The organism is Corynebacterium sp. MSK297 (assembly GCF_030232885.1).
In the GTDB taxonomy this organism is placed as follows: Bacteria; Actinomycetota; Actinomycetes; order Mycobacteriales; family Mycobacteriaceae; genus Corynebacterium.
The window spans coordinates 219,618-231,976 of the sequence record NZ_JASPGD010000004.1 but is presented as its reverse complement, the minus strand read 5'-3'; the positions used below and the strand labels follow the sequence as shown (position 1 = coordinate 231,976).

Annotated in this window: 10 protein-coding genes; 2 read left to right on the top strand and 8 right to left on the bottom strand. The window is 56.0% G+C overall.

What is annotated here, in order from left to right:
* Positions 1-61: 61 nt before the first annotated feature.
* Genes QP888_RS06170 through QP888_RS06160 form a run of 3 tightly spaced genes read right to left on the bottom strand, consistent with a single transcriptional unit; the run spans position 62 to position 3,846 of the window.
* A complete protein-coding gene (locus QP888_RS06170; RefSeq protein WP_284812617.1) occupies positions 62-1,852 on the bottom strand; it encodes a hypothetical protein in 1,791 nt (596 codons plus the stop codon).
* A 10-nt stretch (positions 1,853-1,862) separates the two neighbouring features.
* The gene (locus QP888_RS06165) at positions 1,863-2,882 is read right to left on the bottom strand and encodes a 3-isopropylmalate dehydrogenase (protein ID WP_284812616.1); all 1,020 of its coding nucleotides are present in this window, start codon (positions 2,880-2,882) and stop codon (positions 1,863-1,865) included.
* Positions 2,883-2,928: 46 nt separating this feature from the next.
* Positions 2,929-3,846 carry a hypothetical protein gene (locus QP888_RS06160; RefSeq protein ID WP_284812615.1) on the bottom strand — a complete coding sequence of 306 codons (918 nt, stop codon included), beginning with the start codon at positions 3,844-3,846 and terminating at the stop codon, positions 2,929-2,931.
* 108 nt (positions 3,847-3,954) lie between these two features.
* On the opposite strand from QP888_RS06160, the gene QP888_RS06155 reads away from it, so the two are divergent.
* Together QP888_RS06155 and QP888_RS06150 are read left to right on the top strand one after the other, a co-directional pair.
* Positions 3,955-4,680, top strand: coding sequence for a 6-carboxyhexanoate--CoA ligase (locus QP888_RS06155; RefSeq protein WP_284812614.1), 726 nt, complete (start codon positions 3,955-3,957; stop codon positions 4,678-4,680).
* Positions 4,677-5,870 carry an aminotransferase class I/II-fold pyridoxal phosphate-dependent enzyme gene (locus tag QP888_RS06150; RefSeq protein ID WP_284812613.1) on the top strand — a complete coding sequence of 398 codons (1,194 nt, stop codon included), beginning with the start codon at positions 4,677-4,679 and terminating at the stop codon, positions 5,868-5,870. Before QP888_RS06155 ends, QP888_RS06150 begins: the two co-directional genes overlap by 4 nt.
* A gap of 14 nt (positions 5,871-5,884) precedes the next feature.
* Here the strand turns inward: QP888_RS06150 and serA are convergent, their stop codons facing one another.
* From serA to QP888_RS06125, 5 genes are all read right to left on the bottom strand, one after another.
* The gene (gene serA / locus QP888_RS06145; RefSeq protein ID WP_284812676.1) at positions 5,885-7,465 is read right to left on the bottom strand and encodes a phosphoglycerate dehydrogenase; all 1,581 of its coding nucleotides are present in this window, start codon (positions 7,463-7,465) and stop codon (positions 5,885-5,887) included.
* Positions 7,466-7,633: 168 nt separating this feature from the next.
* Entirely contained in the window at positions 7,634-8,599 is a 966-nt protein-coding gene (locus QP888_RS06140; RefSeq protein WP_284812612.1) for a hypothetical protein, read from the bottom strand.
* Positions 8,586-9,599, bottom strand: coding sequence for a ketol-acid reductoisomerase (ilvC, locus tag QP888_RS06135; protein WP_284812611.1), 1,014 nt, complete (start codon positions 9,597-9,599; stop codon positions 8,586-8,588). Before ilvC ends, QP888_RS06140 begins: the two co-directional genes overlap by 14 nt.
* 123 nt (positions 9,600-9,722) lie before the next feature.
* On the bottom strand, positions 9,723-10,238 hold the full coding sequence (gene ilvN / locus QP888_RS06130) for an acetolactate synthase small subunit (protein ID WP_284812610.1): 516 nt from the start codon (positions 10,236-10,238) through the stop codon (positions 9,723-9,725).
* A gap of 2 nt (positions 10,239-10,240) precedes the next feature.
* On the bottom strand, positions 10,241-12,127 hold the full coding sequence (locus QP888_RS06125; protein WP_284812609.1) for an acetolactate synthase large subunit: 1,887 nt from the start codon (positions 12,125-12,127) through the stop codon (positions 10,241-10,243).
* Positions 12,128-12,359 lie beyond the last annotated feature (232 nt).

Here is a 12,359-nt window from a genome sequence, read left to right as displayed (position 1 = left end):
AAGTAGCGGTTTCCACACAAGCAAACCGGCGTGAACCAGGCCATAGACTAGTTAGCTCGGACTACTGATAAGAAACAAACCATGGACGAGGATTAATCTGATACGTCTCATCCGGAGTAAAGGTCGGATTGTCTTCATCAATGAAGTTCTTCCACGCCATGTACCAACCGTCGGAAAGATCATTACGGACCATATCCCAGGTAGCAAACTTCTCCGCTGGCGGACCATGACCATCGGCATGCAGCACAAAGCCCAGTTCTGGGTGGTTAGTATTTACCGCTTCACGGTTGCGGATCATCTGGTGCTGGAACTGGTGCACCATCAGACCTTTCTGTGGCAAGTTGTTCTCGCGCACCAACTCTGCCAACCAATCAGCAACCTCATTGATCTCTGCGGCATCAACGTGACCCACTTGCTGCAGAGGCACTTCATCAGGCCCCAATTTCCATTCTGGGTCCAATGCAAGGCCCACATACGGCTGCTTTAGCAGCTCTTCGTAATGTTTCGCCTGTTCCAGCAAGCTTTCGCGGCCCGGCTGCAAGTCCAAGAACGCGTAACCGCCATCCGCAACCGCGGCATCAATATACGGCTGCAGTTCCGCTTCGTCAGTGTAGTTGGTGTACAAGCCGTGTGGGCCGGGCTGTGCGGCTGCGATCGTGGCGATGATCTCGAAGGCAGGGATCACGGGCTGGTCATCCAAGTGCTGATATTGATCGACCAGATCGTGCGCATGCCGGATAGCTTCTTCTGGCGGCATCTCCCCCATCACGCCCAATGCCGGACCAGCAGGGTGGCCGTACAAAGCAATCATGCGACGGCCCGGGAATACCAGCCCGCCGCCGCCAGGAAGCTCACCGTTTTCAGCCAAATCCACCGTGCGGTCAACATAATCCTGATCTCCGAATGCCGCGCCCAAGGTGATGATGTCGCCGTTGAGTGCGGCTTCCATGGATTCCGGGGTTGCGCGGATGTCCGGCGCATCCAAGACAGTCACTTCATTGCCTGCTGCCAACACTGACGCAACAGAAGCCAGTGCGGTCTGCTCACTGACATAAATCGGCGTAGCATCTTTCCCAGTTTTCTGGGGAAGCTTTCCGTTGTTTTCCAAGTGTTCCAACAGCCCAGCGATCTTTGGGCCCTCGTAGGCCCACGGCATCGGTGTGGTGTTCTCACCGGTCTGCGCAGGGGCATCAGCAGTGCCAGCGTCGTTGGTAGCAGAAGCATCCGCAACCTCATCGGACGCTGCTTGATCGGATGCTGTTTGATCGGACGCTGCTTCATCAGGCGCTGCGCCGGGCCGGTCGCCGGGGTGCGCCTCTACACTATCCGACCACTCTGACCACTCGTGGCCAGCGGGAGCGATTGGATTGCCGACGGTGATGATGTTGTCGATGTCATGCGACTCAAAAAACTCCACCACATCCATCTCAAACTCAGCCATGGTGGCAATCATCGGCACAGATTCTTCTACCGCAACCGTGGCCGCGGTGCGCTGTGCACCTTCTTCCTCAGCCGCGACAACAACCGTGGAAAAATCATCGTAAAAATCATCAATGGTGACATCACCGGTGCGGTTGCCATCCGATAATGCGGTGGCCACTGGTGGGCCGGATTTTTTGTCACCACTTGCACCTTCACCGGCCGCGTCCTGCTCATGTGCAGAACTGAGCGGTGAGGAATCCTCCTCAGCGTCCGCACACGCCACTAACGCACACGCCATCACAGCCGCAATACTCATTCCGGCTGCCTTCTTTGCACGAGAAGGCGTAGAGCGTGGAGTCGTCGGCGGCGCGGCGGAGCTGGAAACCGAACGTGACAGATATGCTTTCGAGAGCGTTGAGCGAGGATTCATGCTTACTATCCTATGCATTCACCGCTGCGGCGATGCGGTCACCCACCTCAGTGGTCGAAATAGCCTGGTTACCACGAGAACTGATATCCGCAGCCACGGCTTGTTCCACTTTGCTGGCGTTATCTTCGTCGCCAAGATGCCGCAGCATCAACGCCACCGACAAAATCGCCGCAGTCGGATCGGCTACACCCTGGCCTGCAATATCAGGTGCAGAGCCGTGCACCGGCTCAAACATCGATGGGTTGGCACCCGAGGCATCAATATTGCCAGAGGCTGCCAGCCCAATACCACCAGTGACAGCACCAGCCAAGTCGGTCAAGATATCGCCAAACAGGTTATCGGTGACGATGACGTCGTAACGCGCAGGATCGGTCACCATGTAGATAGTGGCAGCATCAATGTGGTGATAATCGACGGTGACATCCGGATATTCCTGGCCCACCTCCTGTACCGTACGCATCCACAAACCACCAGCATTGACCAGAACATTTGTCTTGTGCACCAGGGTGAGGTGTTTGCGGCGATTATTGGCGCGCTCGAAAGCATCGCGTACGACGCGCTCGACGCCATACCGGGTGTTTTGCGAAACCTCGCTGGCCACCTCGTGCGGTGTTCCCTCACGCAGAACTCCACCGTTACCGCAATACAGGCCCTCAGTACCTTCGCGAACCACCACAAAATCGATCTCGCCCGGATTAGCCAGCGGAGTAGTTGAGGTCGGATACAGCTTCGACGGGCGCAGATTAACGTGATGATCCAAAGCAAAACGTAGCTTCAGCAACAACGCGCGTTCCAAAACTCCCGATGCAACCTTGCGGGGATCTCCGATCGCACCGAGCAAAATCGCGTCGTGCTCGCGCAACGCAGCAAGATCTTCGTCGGTCAGCGTGTCGCCGGTTTCCAGGTAGCGCTCTGCGCCCAAGTCAAAACGGGTCACATCGACGTCGTCACGCACGGCCTGCAGCACCTTCAGTGCTTCTGCAGTCACTTCCGGGCCGATACCGTCGCCAGCAATAACAGCGAGTCTCATACAATGGTATCCTTTCTCAAAATGCGGTTTTCTCTTAGCGTACCCGCTAGATAATTAGCTTTTGCCACTGCCCGATATCCGGGAACTTCCGTTCACCATCCAACCAGCGACGAAAGACATCGGTAGCCGTCGGCAAGTCCAATCCCCCGATGCCAAAATGCAGCTCTGCGGCACCGTTGCGCACTTCAATCCAGAAGCCTTCTTCGGCCATGATATTGCCCTGCGTGCCCACCGAACCCGAGGTAGCGGAATAAAAACTCTGGATATAATGCTGGGTATCCCACTGCGAGTGCGTTTTAGCACTGGCTGCAGCTTCCTGCGTGGAATCGTCGGTCTGTTGCTGATTTCCGGCGTGCGCGGTGTACGCAGGCTTGCGATCAATAATTTTCACATAATCCGTACGCGAATACGCGGTGTCAGTCTGCTGCCGCTGAATCGCCGCCAGTACATCTTTAATTCCTGAAGGAGAGGACCAGCCCAAGGTGTACTGCGCCGTAGTCATAGGGTAACGAACCAGGTCATCGCCATAGGCCAGAACCGTATCGCGGTCTATATCCACCAGTCCCAGCGCATTCGGGATCATCGCCTGAAAGATACTGGTCATCGCCGTCGGTTCCTGCTCCGGGGCAAGCGCTACCAGTGCGAGAGACGACTGCAGGGCGATCACTGCGGGCGCTGGTGTAATGTCACCGAGCTTGCCGACGACTGTCTGCAGAGAATCATTGAGCTGGCCAATCCCCGCATGTGCAGCAGTGATGGACGCTGGTGGCATGTCGACAGCACGCACGTCCTCCGGGCGCATCACGGTGGGATCAAAAATCGCGAGCAGCCGCGCATTCACACCTGCGCTACTGCCAATACCATTGCGCACGTCTTTATCACGCACGTCTCCAACACCCACGTCGTCACGCGTGCCATTGTTAGGTTCGCCGGTTGTCTGATCCTCATTACGCGCTTCAGCCATAGCTCCAGCCTAATAGCTGCCACCGCTACGAAACCTTGAACACTGTTTAATGCAGTTCACGGCACTAAAACGCAGGCAACAAGCGTTGTGATGGTTTAAAATACACACATGCCGGAGACCCTGTATTCGATCAAAATGCGAGCCAGCCGCGCCGGGGCCCATATTTCCGGGGCAGAACGCATCGTGCCTGCCCGCTTCGTCAGCCAAGTAAGCAAAAACTTGCACGCCCGCGCACTGGGTCACCCGAAAGGGATCCCCGATTCCATCGTGGTCACCACCACTGCACTTGCTGCAGACGACATTGTCTATGTGCCAGAACTCATGGTAACCGAATTACCGTGTGTTACCCCCAGCCAGGCGCGCGAGCTAGTGACGGACTTCCTCGCAGAGATCACCCCGCATGGCGACACCATCTGGAATTATTTGGAAACCGTGACCGGAATGCGCGGAGCCATGCTGGTCGATGTCGCAACCGGGCACCGTGTGGAACCGAATATGCACCGCGGGGTGCGCGCCAGCACGATGGATCACCGCAGTTCGCTGGACCTCGACGCCACAGCCCAACCCGGCAATAAGAATTATGTCCACGAGGCGCGCGTGCTCGCCGCAAAGGTTGCCTCATGCCCACACGTAGTGGCAGAAATCTGCATCTCCGACGACCCGGACTACACCACCGGTTATGCCTGTGTGCAAGGTCGGTATTACCGCATCCCGCATATGAAAGCTGCAGGCACCAACCAAGGCACCCGCGTGATCGTTATTGACCGCTCCGACGAACAAGCACTCGCCGAAATTTCGGAGTACTTGGAAAACCAAGCGGTGATCGTCGGATGAAACTCGAAGACCTCGCCTCCCAACGGCTAGAAAGCTGGAAGCGCCAAGGGTTGTTACGCACCCCCGTGGAATTTGCTGGCCCGCAAGACCGACGAGCACGACTACACGGACACTCCGACAAACGTATCTTGTTGTCGTCGTCGAATTACCTTGGCCTAGCCACCCACCCAGAAGTCATCGCCGCAGCCCGGTCTGCGCTAGAGACCTTCGGTGCTGGCTCGGGTGGATCCCGCTTGACGACGGGTTCTACCACCTGGCACCGCCGAGTAGAAGAAGAACTTGCTGGATTTGTAGGCTTTGACGACGCCGTGCTGTTCACCACCGGCTATCAAGCCAATATTTCCGTATTACAGACACTAGCCACGCCGGATCTACAGATCTTTTCTGATTCTTTAAATCACGCCAGTCTGATCGACGGTATCCGCCTAGCCGGGGCCTCCGGCGCGCAGAAAAGCATCTACCCGCACCTAGACTACGCCACATTAGAACAACAACTAACGCAATGCACCAGTCCGTACAAACTGGTGGTCAGCGACGGAGTATTTTCCATGGACGGTGACATCGCGGATCTCGCAGTGCTGCGTGAGATCTGCGACCGCCACGGTGCATGGCTCATGATCGATGATGCGCACGGCATCGGGACCGTCGGCAAACATGGAATCGGTGCCATCGAGGCATACGCCACGCGCCCCGATATCCTGATTGTCACCGCGAGCAAGGCACTCGGCGCAGAAGGCGGCTTCGCCGCCTGTTCAGCAGCGGTGGCACACATGTTACGCAATCAGGCGCGCGGCTATGTCTATTCCACCGCGTGTAGCGCACCCAACTGTGCTGCCATCTCCGCGGCGTTACACATCATTCAACAGCCACTGACTGACCACCACCCAGTGGTGCGTCTGCAACAACGAGTCGCTGCACTACGCACGATCGCCGACAGACGGGGTGACGGTAATGACAGCGCCGCCGGGTACTCCCCGATTATCCCACTGCCCGTTGGCGCGGAATCTGCCGCGATGGAGTTGGCAACAGCTCTAGCCCAGCACGGATTTCATGTCCCCGCCATTCGCTATCCCACCGTGGCACGCGGGCAAGCAATCCTGCGAGCTACTGCGATGGCCACGCTCGAGCTTGACGATATTGCCCAGTTCGGTGCAACACTCAAAAAACTTGAATGGCACCGCAGATACTAAGCCTAAAACCAGTTTTAGAAAACCAGCTGGAATGATTCTGCAGACAGCTTGTCTGCAATAGTCTTCTCCAGCTCCGCCGGCACTTCCGCTTCCACACGCAGAATCAGAATTGCGCCGTCGCCCTTAGCTGCCTGCGTCAAAGCAGCAGCCTCGATGTTGATGCCGGCGTTGCCCAGCTCGGTACCAACAATTCCCAAGGCACCAGGAACGTCGGTGTACTGGAAAAACAGGTTGCGCCCCTCCGCCCGCATGTCGACGCCGCGGCCGTCGATACGCACGATCTTTTCAACGCGTTCCGTACCAGTCAGCGCACCAACCACGGTGGCCGACTCGCCGTTAGAGTTCACGACTTTCACCTGAAGCGACGAGCGGTGATATGCCGATTCGGTCTGGCTATCCACGTTGATCTGCAGACCGCGTTGCTCAGCAACCTGCGGTGCGTTCACAAAGGTGATTGCCTCATCGGTAACACCACTAAACAGACCTCGGACAGCCGACAGCCCTAGAACATCAAGGTTTTCTGTCGACAGCTCACCGCAACCGGTAACCTCCAGCGACACTGGCGCGCCATCGAGTAACCGGGAAGCAGCAATGCCCAGCTTGCGTGACAACTCCAGCCAAAGTGCGACCTCTTCATCGACACGTCCACCAGAAACATTGACAGCATCAGCAACGAATTCGCCACGCAGAGCCTTCAACACAGACGCAGCGACATCGGTGCCTGCACGATCTTGTGCTTCCACGGTGGACGCACCCAAGTGCGGCGAAACGACGGTTTCTGGCAAGTCAAACAGCGGCGAATCAGTGCATGGTTCAGATTCGTAGACATCGAAACCGGCACCACGATGGTGGCCGGATTTGATGGATTCAGCCAGCGCAGCCTCATCAACCAGACCGCCACGAGCTGCGTTGATGATAATCTGCCCTTTTTTCGCCTTTGCCAACAGCTCGGCATTAAACATGCCGGCAGTTTCTTTAGTCTTTGGCAGGTGGATAGTCACGAAATCAGACCGTGACATCAGCTCATCCAAGCCCACCAATTCCACGCCCAGCTGCGCGGCGCGCGCCGGGTTTGCGTATGGGTCATAGGCAATAATTTCGGTTTCGAATGCTGCCAAACGCTGGGCAAATAGCTGACCTATGTGGCCAAAGCCGACGATACCGATGGTTTTATTGAAAACTTCGACACCTTTGAACGAGGAGCGCTTCCATTCGCCATCGCGCAGAGTTTTATCAGCAGCAGGAATCTGGCGAGCAGTGGCCATCAAAAGGGCAATCGCTTGCTCACAAGCCGAGTGTATGTTCGAGGTTGGAGCGTTTGCAACCATCACGCCGCGCTCGGTGGCAGCGTCAATATCGACGTTATCCAAGCCAACGCCCGCGCGGCCGACGATGCTGAGGTTTGGTGCAGCTGCAAGGACTTCCTTGTCAACGGTTGTTGCCGAACGCACGAGCAGTGCATTAGCTTCGCCCACGGCAGCTAGTAGCTCTTTGCGGTTTGGTCCGTCGACCCAACGCACCTCGACGGCATCACCCAAGGCGTCAACCGTGGACTGGGCTAGCTTATCTGCAATTAAAACCACCGGCTTGGTCACTGAAATACTCTCCTGCAAAAGATGTTGGGTTACATAGAGTTACTATGAACTTGGGATGTGGTTTGGATTATACAACCCGGTAGGCCCGGTGCTGCGAGCTCTACCGGGATTAAAATTCGCGGATTGGTCTCCGCACAGCGCCCGTTGTAATTTTCATCAGGTACCGAGCTAACGGTTCGCAGACTTTCCCTTCGAGACCTTCTTTTCCGATTTCACGGTATCTTCAGCGCGTTGTGCGGAAAGCTCCGCAACCCGAATTTGATGGGCGAATTCGCGTTCCGTGCCGAATTGACGCCCGAAAGCGACCAGCGGGCCGTCAGCAAGACCTGCCACCATCGATAACGACTCAAAGTTGTGCGTCGGATCTGGATTGGACATAACGCGTACCTTGGCCCCGAACGCCGTAGCATTAGCCACCGAAATAGCTGGTGATTCATTCGTGGCCACCATCACCGGAGCCATTTCTTTATCACGACGCGATTGCGCGTATACCGCCGGAAGCTTATCGTGCTCTCGGGTTTCCAATGGGTCCCAGGTAGCGACGACCTCTTGAGAACCGCCCGGCGTTAACTGCGACAGCGCGTGCACGAGGTTAGCCGGGTCTTTGACCTCAATTTGTTCGAATTCATGCGCGGTGAAATCAGCCAAGGCTTGGTCAGTTCCGGGATCGTTAAAGACCTCTACTGCACCCTTGGCGTCAGCAATTCCCACCCTCCCGACGGTAAGAACTCGTTCCACGTTGAGATCAGCAATCAATTCGTTGATATCCCGGTGCACGCTGCGATCATAAATCACCACTGGCGCGTATTGTGCAATGGCGATGGAGGCGCCCCGGGCAATCGCACCAGCACGATTTTCGACCACAATCAGGGTGCGAGACTGTGCGAAAAACTCTCGCACAGTGTCCAATCCGTAATCTTCAGCGATGATTTGCACCTTATTGGGATATGCGTCATCGACGAAGCGGTTCAGGTTTTCTGACCTGGCCTGATTAACCGAGGTGGGCACGGCGGCGGTGGTCTTTTCAAACGGCCGCGATTCGAAGTTTTGCTGCACCGAACTGCATGAAGCGACCACCATGCCGCTTGCGGCGATAACAGCTGTTACCGCCAAGCTACGGTTACGCCGTGGCATCAAGTGGGTTCTTGACCCAGCTCATCAGGTCACGCAGCTTAGCACCGGTGGTTTCAATCTGGTGCTCGTTGGTCTCCTTACGAAGATCCTCCAGCTCCTTGTTGCCGTTTTCCACGTTGTCGATGAGGCGCTTGGTGAAGGTACCGTCCTGAATATCGCTCAGGATGTCCTTCATGCGCTGCTTGGTCTCGTCGTTGATCACGCGAGGCCCAGATAGGTAACCACCAAACTCGGCAGTATCGGATACCGAGTAGTTCATGTTGGTCAGGCCGCCTTCGAAAAGCAGATCCACGATCAGCTTGAGCTCGTGCAGGCACTCGAAATACGCCATCTCTGGCTCATAGCCGGCCTCAACCAACACCTCAAAGCCAGTCTTGACCAGCTGTTCCGTACCACCACACAAAACAGCCTGCTCACCGAACAGGTCGGTAACAGTTTCTGCTTCAAAGGTGGTTGGGATAACACCTGCGCGAGCACCACCGATGGCTGCAGCATAAGACAGGCAGAGGTCGTGGCCTTCCTTCTTTGGATCCTGTTCGATAGCGATCAAGCATGGAACACCCTTGCCGTCTGCAAACTGGCGACGTACCAGGTGGCCAGGGCCCTTAGGTGCGACCATGCCGATAGTGATGTTGTCGGCTGGCTCAATCAGCTTGAAGTGAATGTTCAGACCATGGCCGAACAGGACAGCGTCGCCATCCTTCAAGTGCGGGGCAATTTCGTTGTTGTAGAGGTCTTGCTGGGCGGTATCAGGCGCCAGAACCATGACGACATCTGCCCACTGGGCAGCTTCCGCGTTGGTCTTGACTTCAAAACCAGCTTCTTCTGCCTTGGCGCGCGACTTGGAGTTCTCGCGCAAACCAATGGCAACCTCAACGCCGGAATCGCGCAAGTTTTGCGCGTGCGCATGCCCCTGGGAACCGTAGCCGATAATGGCTACCTTACGGCCTTGGATGATCGACAGGTCCGCGTCATCATCATAAAAAGTTTCAATAGCCATGACAGATCCTTTCTTATTGATTCTATGGTAATCAGCGCCAGTAATAAGCGTCTAGCCCACCCTCAATTTAGCACATTGCGTATCACGATATGAGACTGGCAAGTCACTATATGAGATTAGAGGTTATTTTCCTGGTGCCATCGTCTTTGGTCCGCGCGCCAGGGCGATACGTCCACCCATGACCAGCTCGCGCACCCCGAACGGTTCCAGTACATCGAGCAACGCGCGAAGCTTGCCCGAAGTACCCGTGACTTCAATCACCACAGATTCTTTTGCCACGTCCACGATCCGCGCACGGAAGATGTTCGCAGCATCTACCACCTGCGGGCGGTTCGAGGCATCCGCAGAGACCTTGACAAGCATCATCTGGCGCGCAATCGCTTGCGCATCTTCCAGCCGAACAACCTTCAAAACCTCAATCAGCTTATTCAGCTGTTTGGTAACCTGCTCGATCACGACATCATCTGCATCGACAACCACGGTCAGTCGGTTAATACCTGATTTTTCGGTGCGCCCGGAAACTAGAGAAATGAGCGAATAACCACGACGGGTAAACAGCTGCGCGACGCGCGAGATAATACCGTCGACGTCCTGCACCAGGACAGACAACGTGTGGCGAGTGGTCTCATTTGCAGCCATGGTTACTTCTCCTGTTCCGGGTGCTCTTGCACGGTCTCGTGGATTTCTGCTGGTGATTCCCCTGCAGAGTTATCTTCGTCGAAAAGCGGACGCAAATCCTTTGCATACTGGATATCGGAGTTGGACGCGCCCGCGGACACCATCGGCCATACCTGCGCGTCTTCTCCGACGACAAAATCGATGACCACAGGGCGATCGTTAATCTCACGTGCCTGCGCAATAGCAGGTGGCACATCTTCTTTTTTGGTCACCCGCAGCGCAACGCACCCCATCGCTTCGGATAGGCGGACAAAATCCGGAACGTAATCACTGTTTTCTTTTTTCAATTTGGTGTTGGAATAGTGTTCATTGAAAAACAGCGTTTGCCATTGACGCACCATACCCAAGTTGCCGTTGTTGATCAGCGCCACCTTGATTGGGAAGCCTTCCATAAAGCAGGTCGTCAGCTCCTGGTTGGTCATCTGGAAACAACCATCACCGTCAATCGACCAAACTTCCTTGTCCGGGCAGCCAGCTTTCGCCCCCATTGCAGCCGGGACCGAATAACCCATGGTTCCCAAACCGCCCGAGTTCAACCACGACCGCGGTTGTTCGAAATCCAGGAACTGTGCCGACCACATCTGATGCTGCCCCACACCAGCAACATAGACCGCATCAGGGCCCGCCGCCTTCGACAATTGCTCGATGACAAACTGTGGCGACAGCGATCCATCTTCTTGTTCGTCATAACCACGCGGGAAGCGTTCTTGCAAGCCACGAAGATAAGTCAACCACGGGGTGAAATCACGGACCGCTCGGGAAGAATTGTTCTGGAATGCGCGCAGCAGCCCTAGCAACACCTCACGAGCATCGCCCACGATGGGCACATCGACCGCGCGGATTTTCCCGATTTCTGCCGGATCCACATCAGCATGAATCACCTTGGCATCCGGGGCAAAGGTAGAAGTATCACCTGTCACGCGGTCGTCAAAACGCGCGCCAACGGTGATCAGCAAATCGGAACGCTGCAAAGCTGCCACGGCTGGCACGGAACCATGCATGCCAGGCATTCCCATGTGCAGCTCATGCGAATCTGGGAACGACCCCAGGCCCATCAACGTGGTAACCACCGGAATGCCGGTATATTCTGCGAATTCACGAAGTTCACGGTGCGCTTCAGCCTTGATGACACCACCACCGATATACAGCACTGGCTTGTCTGATTGAGAGATCAGTTCTGCCGCAGCTGTCAACTGGCGTGGGTGCGGATTAGTCACCGGCTTATAACCTGGCAAGTCCACCGTCGTCGGGAAGACATAATCCATCTCGGCGACCTGTAGATCCTTCGGGATGTCCACCAGAACCGGGCCTGGCCGTCCCGTTGCAGCCAGGTGAAAAGCGGCAACGATCGCCTCTGGGATGTCTTCGACGTGAGTCACCATGAAATTATGTTTGGTTACCGGCATGGTGACACCGCGGATATCAGCTTCCTGGAAAGCATCTGTACCCAGCATTTTCGACCCCACCTGTCCGGTGATAGCCACGACAGGGACGGAATCCAACATGGCATCCGCCAGTGGCGTGACCAGGTTCGTCGCGCCAGGGCCGGAGGTTGCGACCATGACACCGACTTTTCCAGTTGCTTGTGCATAGCCTTCTGCGGCATGGCCAGCGCCCTGCTCGTGACGAGCCAGCACGTGGCGCAGCTTTTGTGAGTTGTACAGCGCATCATAGAGAGGAAGCACCGCACCACCCGGAATACCAAAAGCAATATCGGTCCCGAGGTCCTCCAAGGTCTTCACGATGGCTTCTGCACCGATCATGCGCACACTTGCGGCATTCGAACCGGCGGCGGAAGCACCTGCCGACGGGCTGGGCTGGTTTGTGGCCGACACGTTGTGGGTCTCCATTCCATCAAGATTATTTTTATTTGACGCTCAGGTGATCAGTTCGAGGGCGCAAAGCTGCGGTGTTTTACTGCGGTCCTCTTACGACAAAAGCCCCCGACATGTGCACTGTGGTGGGTGCTGTCGGAGGCGTGCGGTAATACGGCTGCAAGTGTGTCGCGTTCGGACACGCCCCCTAGGGCACTACTACTTGAAGTCGAATTCCGTTGATCACGAGATCTACATTACACAACGG

Excerpts from the sequence above, each read along its gene's own strand:
- QP888_RS06150 (WP_284812613.1), top strand. The coding sequence starts at position 4,677 with ATGAAACTCGAAGACCTCGCCTCCCAACGGCTAGAAAGCTGGAAGCGC.
- QP888_RS06155 (WP_284812614.1), top strand. The coding sequence starts at position 3,955 with ATGCCGGAGACCCTGTATTCGATCAAAATGCGAGCCAGCCGCGCCGGG.
- QP888_RS06165 (WP_284812616.1), bottom strand. The coding sequence starts at position 2,882 with ATGAGACTCGCTGTTATTGCTGGCGACGGTATCGGCCCGGAAGTGACT.
- ilvN (WP_284812610.1), bottom strand. The coding sequence starts at position 10,238 with ATGGCTGCAAATGAGACCACTCGCCACACGTTGTCTGTCCTGGTGCAG.
- ilvC (WP_284812611.1), bottom strand. The coding sequence starts at position 9,599 with ATGGCTATTGAAACTTTTTATGATGATGACGCGGACCTGTCGATCATC.
- QP888_RS06170 (WP_284812617.1), bottom strand. The coding sequence starts at position 1,852 with ATGAATCCTCGCTCAACGCTCTCGAAAGCATATCTGTCACGTTCGGTT.
- QP888_RS06125 (WP_284812609.1), bottom strand. The coding sequence starts at position 12,127 with ATGGAGACCCACAACGTGTCGGCCACAAACCAGCCCAGCCCGTCGGCA.
- QP888_RS06160 (WP_284812615.1), bottom strand. The coding sequence starts at position 3,846 with ATGGCTGAAGCGCGTAATGAGGATCAGACAACCGGCGAACCTAACAAT.
- QP888_RS06140 (WP_284812612.1), bottom strand. The coding sequence starts at position 8,599 with ATGCCACGGCGTAACCGTAGCTTGGCGGTAACAGCTGTTATCGCCGCA.